This window comes from Streptomyces sp. NPDC005438, from assembly GCF_040606315.1.
Classification (GTDB): domain Bacteria; phylum Actinomycetota; class Actinomycetes; order Streptomycetales; family Streptomycetaceae; genus Streptomyces.
In genome coordinates this window covers 681467-701130 of record NZ_JBEXEP010000001.1, presented here as the reverse complement: position 1 = coordinate 701130, position 19664 = coordinate 681467, and the positions used below count along the sequence as shown (strand labels likewise).

Genomic DNA, 19664 nt, shown 5'->3' with positions numbered 1-19664 from the left:
GGCCCCCTCGACGACGTGCTCGTCGAGGGGGCCCGGTGGGTTCGGGTGTTGGTCCGGCACCGGTTCAGGGCTGGGCCAGCGGCGGTTCAGCGCCCGGACCGGCGGTCCCGGACTCGTACCAGCGCCCGGGCCACCACGGGCGGGGTAAGGTCCACCGCCCAACGGCGCCAGGCCGGACGGCGCCCCCTGCCCGGGGTGCGGGTGGCACCGGAGGGCTTGGGCCCCAGCTCCCCGCCCCGGGGCCGGCTCTCCTCGTACCGGGACCTCGGCAGCGGGGGCGGGGTGGCTTTCCGCCCGTTCACCAGCAACAACGGCTGGCCGGCCACCCGCTGGGTGCTCAACCGGCATCCGACCCGTTCCTCCAGGTCCTGACGCAGCGCGGCCCGCAGGGGCTCGGGGTCGCCCCAGGTGCCGTAGAACTTGTGCCCGCTCACACAGATCGGCCTCAGGCCCCCCTCCAGCACCGCGCCCCAGGTCGCGCAGGCCACCCCGGGGGTGTGCTCGGAGCGGTAGTCGTCGAGCACCACCAGGCCGTCCGGCCTCAGTGCCTGGCGGGCCGCCTCGATGTCGCCGCGCACATGCTCGTACAGGTGCGAGGCGTCCACGTGGACGAAACGGCAGCTGCCGGGCTCCACCCGCTGGGGCACGACCGAGGTGGGCGCCTGGATCACCCGGGGCAACGTGGGATGGAACGCCAGGTAGTTGGCCTCGAAGGACTGCCGGGTCAGGGTGGCGTAGGAACCGCGGTTCTCCTGGAGGTTGCTCTCGTCCTCGGGGTCGGTGCCGAACAGGTCGACCACGGTGAAGTGCTCTTCCGACCGGAGGTAGGCGGCCATCAGCACGGCGCTCTTGCCCTGGTAGGCGCCCAACTCCAGCAGGTCACCGATCACTCCCTCCCGGCGCTGCCGACGCAGCAGCCAGTCGAAGAGGAGCACGTCCGTGCCGTACAGCCAGCCGGGGATCTCCTCGAAGTTCCGGGGCTCGGCCGGCTGCCGCCGGTCAACTCCCTCAGAGATGGTGGTCATGCTGAGCCTCCTCGTCGGCTGTCCGTCAACTCTCGAACTCGTTCGCCCCGGGCCTCCCGGGACGTTCCTCGGCCCTCCCCGGTCACCAGCCAGCGGGGCAGCGACGGCTCCACCAGGGGCCGGACCAGCCGCCTCACCGGTACCGCGCACAGCAGCACGCCCAGAGCCACGGCGCCCAGCGTGCTGAGCGCCAACACCGGCAGTCCGCCCCCCACCATCGTGTCGTAGCCCCCGCAGCCCTGCACGGTCTTCACCAGCAGCCCGTGGAGCAGGTAGGGGTAGAGGGTGACCGCGCCCAGCGCGGTGAAGGCGGTACGCCGCCGGGGCACCAGTGCCAGGAAGGCGGCCACCAGCACCGCCCCCACGGCGAAGATCGCCAGCCGGGTCAGGAGGTAGCCCGGGACGGCGGTGTTCAGCTCCCGGTGGTCGTAGGTCATCAGCAGCCACCCGGCGCTGAGCCGGGGGGCCAGCCAGTAGGCGCCGACCAGGGCGGAGGGCATCACCACCAGGGCCAGCCAGCGGGCCAGCGGCGTACGCAGGGGCCGCAGCAGTTCCGGCCGCAGCCGGGTGCCCAGCACGAACCAGGGCAGGAACATCAGCACCCTGGACAGCGCCAGCTCGTCCCCGGTGTCGGTCAGCCCCGCCCCCAGGGAGACCAGGGCGGCCACCACCACGGGGTACCGGATCCCGCGCCACAGGGGGACGGTCAGCCGCCACAGGAACAGCGCCAGCAGGAACCAGCACAGGTAGGTCGGCACGGTGGGGGTCACCGCGAACGGCCGGTCCATGACCACGACGTACGCCGCGCTGTAGAGGACCTCGAAGGCCAGGTAGGGCAGCAGGACCCCGCTCACCAGCCGCACCAGCTGGTCCGGTCGCCCGGTGAAGCTACGCGAGAAGTAGCCGCAGATCAGCACGAAGGCCGGCATGTGGAAGGCGTACAGAGTGAGGTACAACGCCTCCGCCACCCGCGAACTCTGCGCGAACGGCGCCCAGTTGTGGCCCACCACCACCAGGATCACCAGCAGGAACTTGGCGTTGTCGAAGAACGGGTCGCGGGTGGCCCGCGAGGAGATCGCGGTCGCCCCCAACCCACGGGAGCGCCGCGCCGGCACCCGCGTCGTCTCGGTCAGCTGGGCCGTCACCGGTCACCCCCCGCCTGGTCACGCCGGTCGGGGCACACGGGGGCGGGCCGCCCGGGAACGCCGTCCGGGGACGCGACGGCCGGGTCACGGGGGAGACGGGTCACGGTAGTCACCCGACGAACATATGGGCGCTTCCTCGCACATCCGAACAAACCCGCCTGAAAGGCCGGTGGATGTCCCCCATTTAACGCTCACCGACCTGGCCGAGCCGCGAACGCGGCGAGGACCTGCCCGGCGACGGGAGCCGCACCGCAGCCCGGGATACGGCCCCGGAACGCGGTCCGCCCCCGAGGGGTTCCCTCGGGGGCGGACCGGCGTCGACGACCTGGTTGACGAACCGTCAGCGGTTGCTGCGCAACAACATGCGCATGGTGCGCATGGCCACCGACAGGTTGGCCAGGTCGAAGGTGTCGGAGGACTGGATCTCCTCCAGCGTGGCCCGGGCACGGCCCAGGATCGCCGCGTTCTTCTCCTCCCACAGCGCGTACCGCTCGTCCGGGGAGGCGGTGGCGTCGCCCTCGCTGAGCACGTCGGCCGCGATCAGCTGGTGGGCGGCGTATAGGTCCTCGCGGATCGCCGAACGGGCCATCGACTGCCAACGGTCCCCGCGCGGCAACTCGCTGACGCGCTCCTGGAGTTGGGTGATCCGCAGCCGGTCCGCCAGGTCGAAGTAGACCTCCGCGACGTCCAGCAGCTCCTTGCCCGTACGGTCGGCCACCGCCACCACGTCGAGGGCGGGGAAGGCCGCCGAGAAGCCGGCGACCTTGGACGCCAGCTCCACCGGGACCCCGGCCTCGGTCAGCTCGTCCAGCACCTTCTCGTACCACTGCTGGTCGTCGCCGCGCAGCAGCTTGGGCAGCTCCGCCCAGACCTGGGAGACGCGCTCGCTGAAGACCGAGACGGTCTCGTCCAGCTTCAGCGGCTGCGGCCGGTTGTTCAGCAGCCAGCGGGTGCCCCGCTCGACCAGCCGTCGCGTGTGCAGCCGGACCCGGGTGAGCACCTGGGCGTCCACCTGGTTGTCCAGCGCCTCCACGGCGTCCCAGATGCCCGCCAGGTCGAAGATGGCCCGGGCGGCGGTGTGCGCCCGGACGATCTCCTCGATGCTGGCCCCCGACTCCTCCTGCATCCGGTGCAGGAAGGTCGAACCACCGGTGTTGACCGTGTCGTTGACCAGCAGGGTGGTGACGATCTGCCGGATCAGGGCGTGGTGGCGGATCTCCTCCGCGAACCGCTCCCGCAGCGGCACCGGGAAGTACGCCAGGGCCAGGTCCTGGAGGTAGGGGTCGTCCGGCAGGGAGGTGTCCACCAGCTCCTTGGCCAGCGTGATCTTGGTGTACGCCAGCATCACGGCCAGCTCCGGCTGGGTCAGCCCCTCACCGGCGGTCAGCCGCTCCTTGACCTGGCGGTCGTTGGGCAGGAACTCCAGGCCCCGGTTGAGCATCCCCTGCCGGGACAGCGACCGCATGTGGCGCTGGTGGGCGTGGAGGAGGCTGGGCGCCTGCTCGACCGCGTTGGCCAGGGAGACGTTCTGCGCGTAGTTGTTGCGCAGCACCAGCTCGCCGACCTCGTCGGTCATCTCGGCCAGCAGGGCGTTGCGCTGCTTGACCGTCATGTCGCCGTTGCCCACCACCGAGTTCAACAGGATCTTGATGTTGACCTCGTGGTCGGAGATGTCCACACCGGCGCTGTTGTCCAGCGCGTCGGTGTTGATCCGGCCCCCGTTGCTGGCGAACTCGATACGGCCCAGCTGGGTGCAGCCCAGGTTGCCGCCCTCGCCCACCACCTTGACCCGCAGGTCCTGGCCGTCCACCCGGATCGCGTCGTTGGCCTTGTCGCCGACATCGGCCTGGGACTCGGTGGAGGCCTTCACATAGGTGCCGATACCGCCGTTCCACAGCAGGTCGACCGGGGCGGTGAGGATGGCCCGCATCAGCTCCGGCGGGGTCATCTTGGTGACCTTCTCCTCCAGGCCGAGGGCACGCCGCACCTGGGGAGTGATGGACACCGACTTGGCGCTGCGGGAGTGGATGCCGCCGCCGGCGGACAGCTTGGAGGTGTCGTAGTCCTCCCAGGAGCTGCGCGGCAGGCGGAACATCCGCTGGCGCTCCGCGAAGGAGGTCGCCGCGTCCGGGTCGGGGTCGAGGAAGATGTGCCGGTGGTCGAAGGCGGCCACCAGCCGGATGTGCTCGGACAGCAACATGCCGTTGCCGAAGACGTCGCCGGACATGTCACCGACACCGACCACGGTGAAGTCCTCGGTCTGGGTGTCGTGACCCAGCTCCCGGAAGTGGCGCTTGACCGACTCCCAGGCACCCTTGGCGGTGATGCCCATGCCCTTGTGATCGTAGCCGGCCGAGCCGCCGGAGGCGAAGGCGTCCCCCAGCCAGAAGCCGTAGGCCTGGGCGACCTCGTTGGCGATGTCGGAGAAGGTCGCGGTGCCCTTGTCGGCGGCCACCACCAGGTAGGTGTCGTCGCCGTCGTGCCGCACCACGTCCTTCGGGGGCACCACCTCGCCACCGACGAGGTTGTCGGTGATGTCCAGCAGCCCGGAGATGAAGGTCTTGTAGCAGGCGATGCCCTCGGCCTGCCAGGCGTCGCGGTCCACCGAGGGGTCGGGCAGCTGCTTGCCGACGAACCCGCCCTTGGCGCCCACCGGCACGATGACCGTGTTCTTGACCTCCTGGGCCTTCACCAGGCCGAGGATCTCGGTACGGAAGTCCTCCCGGCGGTCCGACCAGCGCAGTCCACCACGGGCCACCTTGCCGAACCGGAGGTGGACGCCCTCCACCTTCGGGGAGTAGACCCACACCTCGTACTGCGGCCGGGGGGCGGGCAGGTCGGGGATCTTCCGGGGGTCCAGCTTGAGGGAGAGGTACGAGTGGGGCCGGCCCTCGCCGTCGTCACCGCTGCCCTGGAAGTAGTTGGTGCGCAGGGTGGCGTCGATCACGGTGAGGAAGGAACGCAGGATACGGTCCTCGTCCAGGCTGACCACCTGGTCCAAGGCGCCGTCCAGTTCCTCCCGCAGTCCGTCGGTCAGCTCGTAGCCGGCGCCGGCCCGGCTGGGGGCCATCCGCGCCTCGAAGAGGTTCACCAGCAGCCGGGTGGTGTGGACGTTGTTGCGGAGGGTGTCCTCCATGTACTTCTGGCTGAAGGTGGCGCCGGCCTGCCGCAGGTACTTGGCGTAGGCGCGCAGCACCACGGCCTGACGCCAGGTCAGCCCGGCCGCCAGGACCAGGGCGTTGAAGCCGTCGTTCTCGGCCTCCCCGGTCCACACCGCGGCGAAGGTCTCCTGGATACGGTCCCGGGCGTCGTCGCCCAGTTCCTTCGTCAGGTGGGACGGCAGCCGCAGACCGAAGTCGTAGATCCAGGCGCGGCTGCGGTCGGAGGGCCGCAGTTCGTAGGGCCGTTCGTCGACCACCTCGACGCCGAGGGCCTGGAGGATGGGCAGCACCGCCGACAGCGACACCGGCCGGCCGCTGCGGTAGATCTTGAAACGGCGCTCCCCGGGAGCGGCGCCCAGCGGCTCGTAGAGGCTCAGGGCGAAGTCCTCGGCCCGCTCGGAGCCGTCGTGCTCGGACGGTTCCGAGGCACCGTCCGGCTCCTGCAACTCCCTCAGCTGCTGGAGGTGCTGGAGGTCGGCGACGGCGGCCCGGGGGGAGAAGTCCTCCTTGTACCCCTCGGGGAAGGCCTGGCTGTAGTGGTGCGCCAGCTCGGCGGCCCGCTCCTCACCGCACTCGGACACCAGGGCCTCGGCGAAGCCGTCCGCCCAGGAGCGGGCGGCCTCGGCCAACCGTGCCTCGATGCGGTCGCACTCCTCGTCGGTGAGCTGGGCCAGGGCCTGCCCCGGCTCCACCCGGACCACGAAGTGCAGCCGGGAGAGCACCGACTCGGTGTTCCAGACGGTGAAGTCGACGTTGGTGCCGCCGAGTTCCTCGGTGAGGATGTCCACCAGCCGCAGCCGTACGGAGGTGGTGTAGCGGTCGCGGGGGAGGTAGACCAGCGCGGAGTAGTAGCGGCCGTACTCGTCCTGGCGCAGGTAGAGCCGCAGCTTGCGGCGCTCCTGGAGGTACAGCACCGAGGTGACGATGCCGCGCAGTTCGTCCACCGGGATCTGGAACAGCTCGTCCCGGGGGTAGGTCTCCAGGATCTGCAGCAGGTCCCGCCCGTCGTGGCTGTCGGGGGTGAACCCGGAGGCGGCCAGGACCTCGGCGACCTTGCGGCGCACCACCGGGATGCGGCGCACCGACTCGTTGTAGGCGGAGGAGGAGAACAGGCCGAGGAACCGGCGCTCGCCGATGACGTTGCCCTGGGCGTCGAACTTCTTGACGCCCACGTAGTCGAGGTAGGAGCGGCGGTGCACGGTGGCCCGGGAGTTGGCCTTGGTCAGCACCAGCAGCTTGTGCTCGCGCGCCTTGGCCCGCACGTCGGCCGGGAGCCGGTTGAAGGAGGGGGACACCGGGTGCCCGTCCTCGGTCTCCCGCTGGGGGTCGGTCCGCAGGATGCCCAGCCCGGTGCCGGCGATCGCGCTGAGCGTCAGCCCCTCGCCGTTCTCCCCGCCCTGGTCCTCCAGCTCGTACTCGCGGTACCCCAGGAAGGTGAAGTGGTCGTCGGCCAGCCACTGCAGCAGCTCGCGGGCCTCCTCCACCTCCTGTTCACGCAGGTCGTCGGCGACCGGCTCGCTGGCCAGCTCCTCGGCGAGGCGCTCGGCGGCCGACCGCATCTTCTTCCAGTCCTCGACGGCCTCCCGTACGTCGGACAGCACCCCTCGCAGATCGCCGGTGATCCGCTTGTGGTCGTCCCGGTCGGTCTCGCGGTCGATCTCCACGTGGATCCAGGACTCGACCAACGCGTCGTGCGGCACCATCTTCTTGCCGGAGCCACCGATGGTGTGCGGGTCCTGTCCGGCGTCCAGCACCTCCAGGAGCTTGCCGGTCAGGTCCCGCCGGACCACCACCTGCGGGTGGATCACCACGTGGATGCCACGGCCCTCGCGGGTCAGTTCGTTGGTGACCGAGTCCACCAGGAAGGGCATGTCGTCCGTGACCACCTCGACCACGGTGTGGGTGCAGGCCCAGCCGTTCTCGTCCACCGAGGGCGCGTACACCCGCACGTTGGCGGTGCCCTGGGGACGTTCCTCGGCCAGCCGGTAGTGGGAGAGGGCCGCGCCGCAGATGTCCGCCGGGTCCCGTTCCTTGAGGTCCTCCGGTGCCGTGTGCAGGTAGTACCGCTGGAGGTACGCGCCAAGCGTGTCCGGGTCCATCCCGTGAGCGGAACTCCCCCCACTCGAACCCTGCTCAGCTACCCTTACGGCCTCAGCGAGCCGCTCGGCCTTTGCTTCGTCCAGCTTGGTCTGCATGTCCTCAGGCTCCTGTCGCGCGCCGTTGCGTGACGTCGAGAATGTGCGGGTGTGTCCGGCCGTCGAGGCCGCCGAGTCGTCGTCGACGCCGACTCGCGGACGGTGACTCCCGGTGAGGGACACTGGCGGCCGAATGGATCAGCGGCTGCCCGGGCGTCGTAACGCACCGGACGCGAGGCGGGGGCGTGACGACCCTCCTGGAATATCGCGCTGATCACGCGTAAAGGCTATCCCTTGGAAGCTGCGCGTCATGGGCCGAATCTGTACAAGTACCCGGAGCCAACTTTGACGGTTCGGACAGCAACACCGCCCTGACGCCCGCCCCAGCGGCGAACACCCGGGTACGGCACGGCCGTTCGCCCGAGCGCCTGTGACCACTCTCACCACGCGCCCGGGCGTGTGACCCCCCTCACCCCCTGCCGTCCAGCGCTATCTCCTGCGCCACCTCCACGGCTTGGGCGAGGCTGTCCACCACCGGCACCCCGGCCGCCTCCAGGCTGCTCCTGCTGTGGGAGCCGCCGGTGTAGAGCACGGCGGCGGCACCGACATGGGCGGCGGCGGTGGCGTCGTCCACCGCGTCCCCGATGACCACGGTGCGCCCCGGGCCGACGTCCTGCCGGGCCAACTCCGCCATGTGGCGGGCCATCTGCGCCGCCTTGGCCCCACCGGAGCGTTCCAGGGAACCGTCCACCCGGAGGAAGTGGTCGTCGATGGCGTGTGCCCGCACCAGGGGCAGCAGCCTGTCGTGCGGGGCGAGGGAGCACAGCGACTGGGTGTGGCCCTCCCCCGCCCAGTCGGCGAGCAGTTCGGCCGCGCCCTCGGCCAACCCCACGCCCTCCGCCTGCGCCCAGTAGTGGCGGTGGAAGATGGCGTCCATCGCCTCCCACTCCTCGTCGGTGGGCATCCGGCCCAGCAGCCTCTGGTAGAAGCGGGGCACGGGCACGCAGTACAGCTCGCGATAGCGCTCCAGGGTGATGGAGGGCATCCCCACCTCGGCGAACGCCGCGTTGCTCGCGGCCACCACGGCGTGGATGTCGTGCAGGAGGGTGCCGTTCCAGTCCCAGACGATGTGTGCGCCGCCCGCTCGGGGGGCGGATGCGTTCCCCAGTTCCATGACGACGACCGTACGTCGCTCCTCTGACAGGCGGCACCCCGCCGATCCACCCGGCGTGGTCACACCAGGTAGGCGATCTCCTGCGGGGCGTACCAGAGCAGTTCCCGCTCCCCGATCCGCTCCACCGGCTCGGGCGCGGCCTCCCGGTCGGGGCCGGGGTGGCGGGACAGGGCCTCGGCGGCCTCGGCCACCAGGGGGGCGTGGTCCGGGTCGTCGAGGTGGACGGCCCGGACCCGGTCCAGGGGCACCGGGGCCTCCAGCCGTACCCGGCCCGGGTCGTCGTCCTCCGGGGTGACGGTCCGCACCTCGGCGTCCGCCCACTCCACGGCGATCACCACCCGGCGGTGGTCGGGCTCCTCCCGGTCGTCGGCGAGCAGGCGGAGGCTGGCCTCGGCGGCCTGGTGCAGGGCCAGGTACTCCAACTCCTCCTGGTCCTCGGAGCCGGCCCACTCGCGCAGTTCCCCGGTGACCGCGTACCCGTACCTCGGCGCGGGCCCCAACTCGCCGGCCCCGTGGGCCTGTCGGAGCGCGGACAGCGTGAGCGGGAGGTAGACGCGCATCGGGGTTCCTTGTACGGCTCGGACCGGGCGGGATCGCGGTCAGCATACGGTCCGGCCGCCTGGCCTCCCCCGACTGGAGGGCGTGTGACCGGTGCCGGCCTCCCCCCGCGCGCTCCCTCGGTCGTGCGACGTCAACCCGAGCCCGGCAGCGCGGACACGCTCACCCTGGGAGGGACGGAAGGAACCGGCGCCTGTCCGCCGCGGACCGTTCCGGCAGGTCACGGCGGGGTGGGGTCAACCCGGCGATCGCCGTTCCCGCTGAGGGATGATCTTGGTGGCGGGCGCGACACCAACTCCCCGACGCATTGCGGCTGTTGGGGGACGGCGGCTACAACCACACAGAGCTACCGGCCGGTATCGCGCCGGTAGGGCCATTCACAGAACGGGGACCCATGATCCACACCGCCCAGCCTCCCGAGCCCGCGCGCACCCCGGTAGGCGACAGGCGAACCACCCGACGGGGGCCGGCCACCCGCCCCGCCGGACGGCACGACTCCCGCCGCCCGGCGCACCGGCGCCCCACCTCCACCGCCCTACGGCAGGCGGCCCAGCGGGAACGGGAGAGCCGCAGCCCCCACCGCTGGTTCGCCTCCCAACTGCTGACCGTCCTCAGCGGTCTCCGACCCACCCACTCCCTGCTGGGCCACATCCGGGGTATCGCCTACGAGCAGTTGTGCCGTCTGGCGCCCTACCAGCCCCTGCTGACCTCGGCCGTACGCCCACCACTCCCGGTACTCGCCGGCTTGGGCCGCACCCAGCCACGTGACGGGGTGATCGAGGCCTTCGCCCGAATCGCCGCTGGTGAACGGCAGTTGGCCATGGCCTTCCGCCTGGAGCTGTGCCCGGACCGTCGGTGGCGGTGCAGCGCCCTCGAACTGGACGGCGCCCGCCCCTGAGGGCACGTCCCGGGGCAGGGTGGCGGGCCGGCGCCGGGGACGACGGCCGGCGCCCCCTGGGAGGTGCGGCGCCGGGACCCCCTCCCGTCACGGTGCCGCACGCCGGGGCCGTCGCTTCGGGGCGGGGCAGCCCTTCGAGTCGGGACGCCGGGGGCCTCCTCGGGGTCCCGACCACTGCCGGGGGGCGGGCACCCGCGCCCCGGCTCCGCCACGCCAGAAGGGGAGCGCCCCAGGGACGTACGGTGCCCGCCCGGCCCAGCTCCGCCACGCCAGGAGGGGAGGTGAGTGCACCGGTCCGGCCCGCGACCGGGGGCCGAGGTCGGGGGGCACCAGGACCGGTGAACGTACGAGGGGCACGAGGGGCGGACCTGCCGGGTGGGTCGACTCCCCGTACCCACGTGGAAACGGAGGAGGGGCACGGCCCCCGGGAGGCCGAGCGACCGAGGGCGTCCGCGGTGGGAGGAGGGCGAGACTGCCGGCTGGGGAGCGCCGGACCCTGGGAGGCCAGTGAGTAGTTCCGGTGTCGTACGTCCGGGGCGGAGCAGGACGGACGAGGGGAGTCGCCGCGCCCCCCTTGGCAGCGGCCTTCGCCAGCGACTACGCGGCGAGGTGCGGCACCAGGACACGCGCGCCCCTCAGAGGTCCCGACAACACAACCCGTACCAGGGTGCGGCGCCTCCAACTCCCCCGGGCGGACAGGGCGTTCGGCGGCCACGGAAACCTCGGGAACCCTCGGAGAGTTCGGGTCAGAGCCCCACCGGACCACGGCCCCGACCCCCGAGACCAGCCACGCCCACCCAGCGGCCAGCCAGCACCGGGCTGCCCGAGCCCGCACAGAGGGCCGTATGGGGCGAGCCGGCACAGCTCCAGGTCAGGCCATCCAGGGTGGCACCACCGGGTCACCCCAGCCCGACTCCTCCCAGGGCCAGACCTGCCCCCCAGCGGGCGCGGACACCAGGGCGGCCATGCCGTGGTGGGGGTCGGCCCACACCCGGCGAACCTCCTCGGGCGGCAGCAACAGGGTGTCGCCGGCCTCCACGGCCAGCTCCTCGGCGCCCAACTCCACTCGGGCGGCACCCTGTTGGATCACCCAGACCTGCGGTACGTCGCAGCGGTGGGTCGGTCCGCTGGAGCCGGGCTCCATGTGGACCTCCCAGACGGAGAGGGAGGCGCCTCCCTGGGTGGGTGAGGCGAGGGTGGTCATGGCGGCGTTGGGGGTCACGGTGCGTCGGGTCTGGCTCGCGCGGATGACAGTCATGGGGAGCGCCCTAGGATAGACAACGCAGTTGTCCACATAGTCAATCTGGTTGTCTATCCATGTCAAGCGATCCCCCCGGCTTCGAGCTGCCCCTCCGACTGCTGCTGGCCTTCCGCGGTCTGATCGACCAACTCCACCGCGAACTCGCCGAGTTGGGGCACCCCGGTCTGCGCCCCGTCCACGGCTACGCGCTCCAGGCGGTCGGCCCCCGGGGCACCACCGCCGCCGAACTCGGGCGAGCCCTCGGCGTCTCCAAACAGGCCGCCGGCAAGACCCTGGACGCCCTGAGCCAGCTGGGCTACGTCACCCGTGGCCAGGACACACGGGACCGCCGCCGCAAGGTGGTGGTGCTCACCGAACGAGGCCGGGACTGCCTGCACCAGTCAGGCCTGGTCTTCCAGCGCCTCCGCCAGGAGTGGGAGGAGCGGCTCGGGACGGAACGGCTGAGGCAGCTGGAGGAGGACCTGCGCACCCTCACCCCGGAGGGCACCTCCCCCCGGTTCCCCCTGGACGCCCCCGGCTGGCTCGGCGGCTCCCTCCAGGACTGAGCCACACACGACGAGGGGCCAGCGGAGATCCGCTGGCCCCTCGTCCGGTCACACCTGCGGTCACGCGCCCTCCCAGGGCACGGACCGCTTCCCGCCGGCTACTTCTTGCGGCGACGGCCGCCCTTCTGCGCCTTGCGGCGCTCGGCGCGGGTCATCCCGTCAGCCTCGGAACGTACCGGGGTCTCCTCCTCGTCCTGCTGGAGGTCGCCCTCGACGACACCGCCCTCGCCGTCCACGGTGGGGGCGGAGAAGCGCAGCCGGTCCGGGCGCTGCGGAGCCTCAAGCCCCTTGGCGCGGATGGCGGGAGCGGAGCCGACCGGCTCCTTCTCCAGGGAGGGAGCTTCCTTCTCCTCCTCGCCCTCGGCCACCGGGACCTCCTCGACCTGCTGCTCGACCTGGACCTCCAGGTTGAACAGGTAGCCGACGGACTCCTCCTTGATGCCGTCCATCATGGCGGTGAACATGTCGTACCCCTCGCGCTGGTACTCCACCAGGGGGTCGCGCTGGGCCATCGCCCGCAGACCGATGCCCTCCTGGAGGTAGTCCATCTCGTAGAGGTGCTCACGCCACTTGCGGTCCAGCACCGAGAGCACCACACGCCGCTCCAGCTCGCGCATGATCTCGGAGCCCAGCTCCTCCTCGCGCTTCTTGTACTGCTCGTGGATGTCGTCGGTGATGGAGTCGATGATGAAGTCGGCGGTGATGCCCTCACGGTCACCCACCGCGTCCTCCAGCTCGGCCACGGTGACCTGCACCGGGTACAGCTGCTTGAACGCCGACCACAGCCGGTCCAGGTCCCACTCCTCGGCGAAGCCCTCGACCGTCTCGGCCTGGACGTACGCCTCGATGGTGTCGTCCATGAAGTGGCCGATCTGCTCCTGGAGGTCCTCCCCCTCCAGGACCCGACGGCGCTCGCCGTAGATCACCTCACGCTGACGGTTGAGGACCTCGTCGTACTTCAGGACGTTCTTGCGGATCTCGAAGTTCTGCTGCTCGACCTGCGACTGGGCCGAAGCGATGGCCCGGGTGACCATCTTGTTCTCGATCGGCACGTCGTCGGGCACGTTCGCCATCGACATCACGCGCTCCACCATCTGCGCCTTGAACAGACGCATCAGGTCGTCACCGAGCGAGAGGTAGAAACGGGACTCGCCGGGGTCACCCTGACGACCGGAACGACCACGCAGCTGGTTGTCGATACGGCGGGACTCGTGACGCTCGGTGCCCAGCACGTAGAGCCCGCCGAGTTCCTTGACCTCTTCGAACTCGTCCTCGACGGCCTTCTCGGCCCGCTCCAGGGCGGCCGGCAGCTGTGCCGCCCACTCCTCGGAGTTCTCCACCGGGTCCAGGCCGCGCTGGCGCAGCTCGCTCTCGGCGATGTCGTCGGGGTTGCCGCCGAGCTTGATGTCGGTGCCTCGACCGGCCATGTTGGTCGCCACGGTGACCGCGCTCTTGCGTCCGGCCTGGGCCACGATGGTGGCCTCCCGGTCGTGCTGCTTGGCGTTGAGCACCTCGTGCCGGATGCCGCGCTTGTTGAGCTGCTTGGAGAGGTACTCCGACTTCTCCACCGAGGTCGTACCGACCAGCACCGGCTGGCCCTTCTCGTACTTCTCCTCGATGTCGTCGACCACCGCGTCGAACTTGGCCACCTCGGTGCGGTAGATCAGGTCGGCCTGGTCGACACGGGCCAGCGCGCGGTGCGTCGGGATCGGCACCACGCCCAGCTTGTAGATCTGGTGGAACTCCGCGGCCTCGGTCATCGCCGTACCGGTCATGCCGGAGAGCGTGCCGTACAGCCGGAAGAAGTTCTGGAGGGTGATGGTGGCGAGCGTCTGGTTCTCGTCCTTGATATCCACCCCCTCCTTGGCCTCGATGGCCTGGTGCATCCCCTCGTTGTACCGGCGACCGGCGAGGATACGGCCGGTGTGCTCGTCAACGATCATGACCTCGCCGTCCATGACGACGTAGTCCTTGTCCCGCTTGTACAGCTCCTTGGCCTTGATGGCGTTGTTGAGGTAGCCCACCAGCGGGGTGTTGACCGACTCGTAGAGGTTGTCGATGCCCAGCCAGTCCTCGACCTTGGTGACACCGGAGTCGTGGATGCCGACGGTGCGCTTCTTCTCGTCGACCTCGTAGTCGCCGGTCTCCGGCTTCTGGTTGCGGACGTCGGCCGCCTCGCCCTTCTCCAGGCGCTTCACCAGCTTGGCGAAGTCGCTGTACCACTTGGTGGCCTGGTCGGCGGGACCGGAGATGATCAGCGGCGTACGGGCCTCGTCCACGAGGATCGAGTCGACCTCGTCCACGATCGCGAAGTTGTGGCCGCGCTGCACCAGTTCGTCCTTCGACCACGCCATGTTGTCGCGCAGGTAGTCGAAGCCGAACTCGTTGTTGGTGCCGTAGGTGATGTCGCAGTTGTACTGCTCACGGCGCTGGGCCGGGGACATGTTGGCGAGGATGCAGCCCACCGTCAGCCCCAGGAAGCGGTGCACACGACCCATCCACTCCGAGTCACGCTCGGCGAGATAGTCGTTGACGGTGATGATGTGCACGCCGTCACCGGAGATGGCGTTCAGATACGCCGGAAGCGTACCGACCAGGGTCTTGCCCTCACCGGTCTTCATCTCGGCGACGTAGCCGAGGTGCAGGGCGGCGCCGCCCATGATCTGCACGTCGTAGTGACGCTGGCCCAGCACGCGCTTGGCGGCTTCCCGGACCGTGGCGAACGCCTCCGGCATGAGGTCGTCGAGACTCTCGCCGTCGGCGTAGCGCTCCTTGTACTCCTCGGTGAGGGCACGCAGCTCGGCGTCCGTCAGCTCGACGAAGTCCTCTTCGATCGAGTTCACCTGGCGCGCGATGCGATCCAGCTTGCGCAGGATCTTTCCTTCACCTGCGCGCATGAGTTTGCCGAAGACGGACACGTAGGGTGGCTCCTTGCCGGTCGGGCCTTGCACACGTGGTGCGGGCACAGCTGGGCTTTTCCTGTCGCGGGCCCTGCCGCACCGGCCATCGTAAGCGAGTGCCGGTGTGCCCCATACCCCCAACGTGCCGGTTCCTCGGATCGTGCCCGGGGCGTGGAGCGCCTCTCGTCCCCACCACGAGCCCCGGTTCCAGAGACGACGAGGGCGCCAACGACCGGCGCGAAGGATAGGCCCTCCCCCACAATGAGGTCCATGGAGCCCATCACCCTGACCACCGACCGTCTGGTGCTGCGCCCCTTCGAGGAGCGGGACGTGGAACGGGTCCACCACGCCTGCCAGGACCCCGAGATCCTGCGCTGGATACCGGTACCCAACCCCTACCGGCTCTCCGACGCCGAGGAGTTCGTACGGACGGTCAGCCCCGAGGGCTGGAAACACGACACCCTGTACAACTTCGGCGTCTTCACCCGGGACGGCCGGACGCTGGTCGGCTCCATGGGGCTGAGCCGCCTCGGCTCCCTGGGACTCCCGGACCGCACCCTGGAACTGGGCTTCTGGACCGCGCGGGAACAACGCCGCCGGGGCTACACCGTGGAGGCCGGCCGGGCCGTCGCCCACTGGGCGTTCACCCAGCTCGGGGCGGAGCGTCTGGAGTGGCTGGCCCTGGTCGGCAACGAACCCTCCCGGGCGGCGGCACGGCGGATGGGGTTCGTGATGGAGGGTACCCAGCGGTCCCGCGCCGTCCACCGGGGCAACCGGCGGGACGCCTGGGTGGCCGCCCTGCTCCCCTCCGACCTGGGCCTGGCCGGCGCGACCCCCTACCTCCCCGCGCGGGAGCGGGAGTTGGAGCGGCCGGCGACCGAGGGCGGCTGAGGTGGCGGGGGCGACTGTCAGTGGCGCCCGATACCTTCTGTGCCATGACCACGCCCCTCGCTCTCACCGCCGACGACGCCCGGCGCATCGCCCTGCGCGCCCAGGGGCTGCTGGGCGCCCGCCCCGTCCGAGGCTCCGGCGGTCGCCCCCACGCGGTGCGCCAGTTGCTGCGCCACCTGGGAGCGGTCCAGCTGGACACCATCTCGGTGCTGGCCCGCTCCCACGAGCTGATCCCCTACGCGCGGCTGGGCGCCCTGGAGCGTTCGGTGATCGAGCACGCGTACTGGAGCGGTGGGCACTCCTTCGAGTACTGGTCCCACGCCGCCTGCATCCTGCCCATCGAGGAGTGGCCGCACTTCGCCTTCCGCCGTCGGGCCCGACGGGCCAAGGGCCACCGTTGGCACCGCCTGGCCGACCGGGACGCCTCCACCGCACTGGTACGCAAGAGGCTCGCCGTCGAAGGGCCGCTCACCGCCACGGAGTTGGGCGGCGCCAAGTCCAGCGGGGAGTGGTACGACTGGTCGGAGACCAAGATCGCGGTGGAGTGGCTGTTGGACACCGGCGAGGTGGTGTGCACCCGGCGCAGGGGCTGGAAGCGGGTGTACGACCTGGCCGAACGCGCCATCCCAGACGAGCTGTTCCACGACGACATCGACGACCACGAGTGCCTGCGCCGGCTGGTGGCCCAGGCCGGCAGCGCCATGGGCGTGGCCACCCGCTCCGACCTGGCGGACTACCACCGGGTGCGGGGCGACCAGGTGGACGCGGTGATCCAGGAGACCGGACTGCTGCCGGTGGAGGTCGAGGGCTGGGGCAAAGCCGCCTGGGCGGCGCCCGAGGCCCTGGCCTCCCCGGCGCGTGGCCGGCACCGCACCACCCTGCTGTCCCCCTTCGACTCCCTGGTCTGGGACCGCCCCCGGACGGAGAGGATCTTCGACTTCACCCACCGGTTGGAGGCCTACGTGCCCCGGCCCCGTCGGGTGCACGGCTACTTCGCCATGCCCCTGCTGTCCGGTGGCCGGCTCCTGGGCAGGGTGGACCCGGCCCGGGAGGAGCGGACACTGGTGGCCCGGCAGGTGTCCATGCGGCGCCCCAGCGCGGCGCCGGCGATGGCCAAGGCGCTGTGGGAGGCGGCGAGTTGGGTGGGGTGCGAACGGGTGCGGCTGGACCGCTGCGACGATCCCCGGGCCGCTGACGCCCTCCGCGCGGAGCTGCGGGCGCAGGAGTCCTGAGCGCCACCTCCGGCGGGTGGCCGGGGCCGGGGCCGGCGCGCGCCCTTCCACGATCTGGCGGGCGCCGCGAGGCCCCTCCCGCCGGGGCGGGGAAGCGCTCTCCACGGGCGCGTGGCTACCTGATCTCCAGGATCTTCTCCCGCATCGCGTAGACCACCGCCTCCATCCGGGAGTGCAGTTGCAGCTTCTCCAGGATGTTTCGTACATGGTTCTTCACGGTGTTCTCACTGATGAACAACTCCCGCGCGATGTCACGGTTGTTCATGCCGGTGGCCACCAGCTTCAGCACTTCGAGTTCCCGGTCGGTCAGCCGGGGGGCGGGCACCAGCTTGCTGTCGTCGGTGCGCTGGATCATCGACTTGAACTCGGTGAGCAGTTTGGCCGCCATGGAGGGGCTGATCTGCGACTGTCCGTCGGCCACCGCACGGATCGCGGTGGAGACCTCGTCGGTGGAGATCTCCTTGAGCAGATAGCCGGTGGCGCCGGCCTTGATCGCGTCGTAGAGGTCGGCTTCCTCGTCGCTCATCGTCAGCATGATGATCTTGGCGCTGGGCGCGACCTCCTTGATCGCGGCACAGGCCTCGATACCGCTGCGCTTGGGCATCCGTACGTCCAGCAACACGATGTCCGGCAGCAGGTCGGCGGCCTTCTCCACGGCCTCCGCGCCGTCCCCGGCCTCGCCGACGACCTGGATGTCCTCCTCGTCGTGGAGCACGATCTCCAGGCCGCGCCGGAACAGGGCGTGATCGTCCACCACCAGCACCCCGATCGGGTCGCCGGCCGGCTCGGACTCGGGTCTCGACTCTGCCCGCCGCTCACCACGCTGCACCGGCATCATCGGCCCGAAGCTGTCCGACATCGATCCTCCCCCTGCTCTCGCCGCACCCCAACCAGGCCCCGCCCAGGGCGAATTGGCTGGGGCCAGGGGGACATGATTCCACGGCCGCGCCCCCGACCGTGTGCACCAGCGGTTCGGGGGCGCGGCCATTCAGCCATGGTCGTGACGAGGAGGGCGCGGAGGGGTCAGCCGCCCAGTGCGCCGCCAGCGCCATGCGGGGGTTCCTGCACGAACGGGTCCGGCTCCAGGTGGATCACCCCGTAGTCGTAGCCGTGGCGGCGGTAGACCACGCTGGGGTGCTTGGTCTCGGAGTCGACGAACAGGTAGAAGTCGTGCCCGACCAACTCCATCTCGTACAGCGCCTGGTCCAGGGTCATGGGCGCGGCGGCGTGGGTCTTCTCCCGGACCACCAGCGGTCCGTCGCCCTGCACCTCAAGCGGCCCCGCCTTGGTGGTGGTGCTGGTGCTCTTCTCGGGCTCCGCGGCCTTCTGCGCGGCGTCCAGTTCTCCGTTGATCTCGGCGGCGAGGTGGGAGGTGGCGGCTGCCACGCTCATGGGCGCGCGGCCACGGTGCACCCGACGCTTGTCGTGGCGCCTGCGCAGGCGCGCCTCCAGCTTGTTCGCCGCCAAGTCCAGTGCCGCGTACGGGTCGGAGGCGGACGCCTCCGCGCGAATCACCGGTCCGCGCGTGCGCAGGGTGATCTCCACCCTGTCGGAACGGTCGGCCTGCCGGGGATTGTGCTCCTTGGACACTTCGACATCGAGGTTGATCACCTTTCCGTCGAGCTTCTGCACCTTGTCCAGTTTCTCCGCCACGTGCTTGCGGAACCGCTCGGGCACCTCTGTCTTGCGTCCCTTGACGACGATGTCCACGCAGAACTCCGTTCCCGGATCACTGGCCTCTCTCGGTCCAGCAGATCCTCTGTGCACTCCACACCGGAGGCCGGCCAGACGCCGGCGTACTCCGGCTTGACGTCGGGTTGCGACTGTCACCTCCTCCTCCCCCGAAGGGAAGATCATCACCCCACCTTTGAAGCTACCGCTAGGGATGGGTCACCAACACCCCTGCCGACGCGAAAACCGACGGTGGGGGGCATTTCCTGAAACGGCTCCCCAGAGCGCCGTGGACTCTGCTAAGAGCCGTGCCAGGGCGCATTCCCACGGTCACGGGAGGCCACTACGGCGGCACCGTGAACCACTCCTCCTTCCGCCGTGACCGCCCGGGCCGACTCGGCCAGGGAGGCTCCGGTCGTCATCAGATCGTCCACAATCACCACCTCCCCCTGGGTCAGCAGCTGTATGCCCCCGGGAACCACCTCCAGGGCGCCGCTCAGGTTCGCCTGCCGCTCAGCGGCCTCCAGCCCCGACTGGTCCCGCACCAGGCGTCGTTGCCGCAGGGCCGGCACCGCCCTGGCCGGACGTCCCCGGCGCCGCAGCACACGTGCCGCGCTGGAGGCGATCCGCCGAGCCGGATCATGTCCGCGCCGGGCCACGGACACGGGGGCGGAGGGCACCGGTACGAGCACCACCGGGGGCGTCGGTCCGGCGGCGGACCGACGCCGGGCGGTCACGGAGCACACCGAACCGGCGAGCACCTCGCCCAGGGGGCTGGCCAGCCGCAGGGCGCCGCGCTCCTTGTGGGCCAGCAGCACCGAGCGGACCGGGTCGCGGTAGTCGTGGCGGCCGTGGACCGGGGGGAGTCCGGGGGGTCGGGGTGAGGGGGACACCGGGCGGGAGTCGGGGGCGTGCAGGGAGTGTTCACATCCGTCGCACAGCCCCTGGGGAGCCCTGGGGCTGCCGCAGCCAGCGCAGTCAAGAGGGAGTACCAGATCGGCGAACTCCTGCCAGAGTGCTCGCATATCTCCACTGTGGCAGCGGCCCGGGAGTCTCACCACCGCTGTG

Annotated in this window: 14 protein-coding genes; 4 read left to right on the top strand and 10 right to left on the bottom strand. The window is 70.7% G+C overall.

Features of this window, described 5'->3' with window-relative positions; all coding sequences use genetic code 11:
• Positions 1-86: 86 nt before the first annotated feature.
• From ABZT14_RS02870 to ABZT14_RS02850, 5 genes are all read right to left on the bottom strand, one after another.
• A complete protein-coding gene (locus ABZT14_RS02870; protein ID WP_356295947.1) occupies positions 87-1025 on the bottom strand; it encodes a class I SAM-dependent methyltransferase in 939 nt (312 codons plus the stop codon).
• Positions 1022-2170, bottom strand: a complete 1149-nt coding sequence (locus ABZT14_RS02865; protein ID WP_356295944.1) for an acyltransferase family protein — start codon at positions 2168-2170, stop codon at positions 1022-1024. Before ABZT14_RS02865 ends, ABZT14_RS02870 begins: the two co-directional genes overlap by 4 nt.
• Before the next feature lie 340 nt (positions 2171-2510).
• The gene (locus ABZT14_RS02860) at positions 2511-7526 is read right to left on the bottom strand and encodes an NAD-glutamate dehydrogenase (protein ID WP_356295941.1); all 5016 of its coding nucleotides are present in this window, start codon (positions 7524-7526) and stop codon (positions 2511-2513) included.
• A gap of 409 nt (positions 7527-7935) precedes the next feature.
• On the bottom strand, positions 7936-8640 hold the full coding sequence (locus ABZT14_RS02855; protein WP_356295938.1) for an HAD family hydrolase: 705 nt from the start codon (positions 8638-8640) through the stop codon (positions 7936-7938).
• A gap of 59 nt (positions 8641-8699) precedes the next feature.
• Positions 8700-9200 (bottom strand): hypothetical protein, encoded by a 501-nt coding sequence (locus tag ABZT14_RS02850; RefSeq protein ID WP_356295935.1) that lies wholly within the window; start codon positions 9198-9200, stop codon positions 8700-8702.
• A gap of 392 nt (positions 9201-9592) precedes the next feature.
• Between ABZT14_RS02850 and ABZT14_RS02845 the strand changes: the two genes are divergently transcribed.
• On the top strand, positions 9593-10096 hold the full coding sequence (locus tag ABZT14_RS02845; RefSeq protein ID WP_356295932.1) for an Rv3235 family protein: 504 nt from the start codon (positions 9593-9595) through the stop codon (positions 10094-10096).
• 871 nt (positions 10097-10967) lie between these two features.
• Here the strand turns inward: ABZT14_RS02845 and ABZT14_RS02840 are convergent.
• Entirely contained in the window at positions 10968-11354 is a 387-nt protein-coding gene (locus tag ABZT14_RS02840; protein WP_356295930.1) for a cupin domain-containing protein, read from the bottom strand.
• Positions 11355-11413: 59 nt separating this feature from the next.
• On the opposite strand from ABZT14_RS02840, the gene ABZT14_RS02835 reads away from it, so the two are divergent.
• The gene (locus tag ABZT14_RS02835) at positions 11414-11902 is read left to right on the top strand and encodes a MarR family transcriptional regulator (RefSeq protein WP_356295927.1); all 489 of its coding nucleotides are present in this window, start codon (positions 11414-11416) and stop codon (positions 11900-11902) included.
• Between the two features lie 98 nt (positions 11903-12000).
• On the opposite strand, the gene secA is transcribed toward ABZT14_RS02835, so the two are convergent.
• Entirely contained in the window at positions 12001-14820 is a 2820-nt protein-coding gene (gene secA, locus ABZT14_RS02830; RefSeq protein ID WP_356295923.1) for a preprotein translocase subunit SecA, read from the bottom strand.
• 252 nt (positions 14821-15072) lie between these two features.
• On the opposite strand from secA, the gene ABZT14_RS02825 reads away from it, so the two are divergent.
• Together ABZT14_RS02825 and ABZT14_RS02820 are read left to right on the top strand one after the other, a co-directional pair.
• Complete coding sequence (locus ABZT14_RS02825; protein WP_356295920.1) at positions 15073-15693, top strand: GNAT family N-acetyltransferase; 621 nt, start codon at positions 15073-15075, stop codon at positions 15691-15693.
• A 44-nt stretch (positions 15694-15737) separates the two neighbouring features.
• Positions 15738-16925, top strand: coding sequence for a crosslink repair DNA glycosylase YcaQ family protein (locus tag ABZT14_RS02820; RefSeq protein ID WP_356295917.1), 1188 nt, complete (start codon positions 15738-15740; stop codon positions 16923-16925).
• A 115-nt stretch (positions 16926-17040) separates the two neighbouring features.
• Here ABZT14_RS02820 and ABZT14_RS02815 read toward each other — a convergent pair whose 3' ends face one another.
• From ABZT14_RS02815 to ABZT14_RS02805, 3 genes are all read right to left on the bottom strand, one after another.
• Positions 17041-17784 carry a response regulator transcription factor gene (locus tag ABZT14_RS02815; protein WP_356295914.1) on the bottom strand — a complete coding sequence of 248 codons (744 nt, stop codon included), beginning with the start codon at positions 17782-17784 and terminating at the stop codon, positions 17041-17043.
• 164 nt (positions 17785-17948) lie between these two features.
• Positions 17949-18635, bottom strand: coding sequence for a ribosome-associated translation inhibitor RaiA (raiA, locus tag ABZT14_RS02810; protein WP_356295911.1), 687 nt, complete (start codon positions 18633-18635; stop codon positions 17949-17951).
• 260 nt (positions 18636-18895) lie between these two features.
• Entirely contained in the window at positions 18896-19621 is a 726-nt protein-coding gene (locus ABZT14_RS02805) for a ComF family protein (RefSeq protein WP_356295909.1), read from the bottom strand.
• Positions 19622-19664: the final 43 nt, after the last annotated feature.

Coding starts and splice junctions, on each gene's coding strand:
- ABZT14_RS02825 (WP_356295920.1), top strand. CDS start 15,073: ATGGAGCCCATCACCCTGACCACCGACCGTCTGGTGCTGCGCCCCTTC.
- ABZT14_RS02850 (WP_356295935.1), bottom strand. CDS start 9,200: ATGCGCGTCTACCTCCCGCTCACGCTGTCCGCGCTCCGACAGGCCCAC.
- ABZT14_RS02870 (WP_356295947.1), bottom strand. CDS start 1,025: ATGACCACCATCTCTGAGGGAGTTGACCGGCGGCAGCCGGCCGAGCCC.
- ABZT14_RS02805 (WP_356295909.1), bottom strand. CDS start 19,621: ATGCGAGCACTCTGGCAGGAGTTCGCCGATCTGGTACTCCCTCTTGAC.
- ABZT14_RS02835 (WP_356295927.1), top strand. CDS start 11,414: ATGTCAAGCGATCCCCCCGGCTTCGAGCTGCCCCTCCGACTGCTGCTG.
- ABZT14_RS02840 (WP_356295930.1), bottom strand. CDS start 11,354: ATGACTGTCATCCGCGCGAGCCAGACCCGACGCACCGTGACCCCCAAC.
- ABZT14_RS02860 (WP_356295941.1), bottom strand. CDS start 7,526: ATGCAGACCAAGCTGGACGAAGCAAAGGCCGAGCGGCTCGCTGAGGCC.
- ABZT14_RS02820 (WP_356295917.1), top strand. CDS start 15,738: ATGACCACGCCCCTCGCTCTCACCGCCGACGACGCCCGGCGCATCGCC.
- ABZT14_RS02845 (WP_356295932.1), top strand. CDS start 9,593: ATGATCCACACCGCCCAGCCTCCCGAGCCCGCGCGCACCCCGGTAGGC.
- ABZT14_RS02815 (WP_356295914.1), bottom strand. CDS start 17,784: ATGTCGGACAGCTTCGGGCCGATGATGCCGGTGCAGCGTGGTGAGCGG.
- ABZT14_RS02855 (WP_356295938.1), bottom strand. CDS start 8,640: ATGGAACTGGGGAACGCATCCGCCCCCCGAGCGGGCGGCGCACACATC.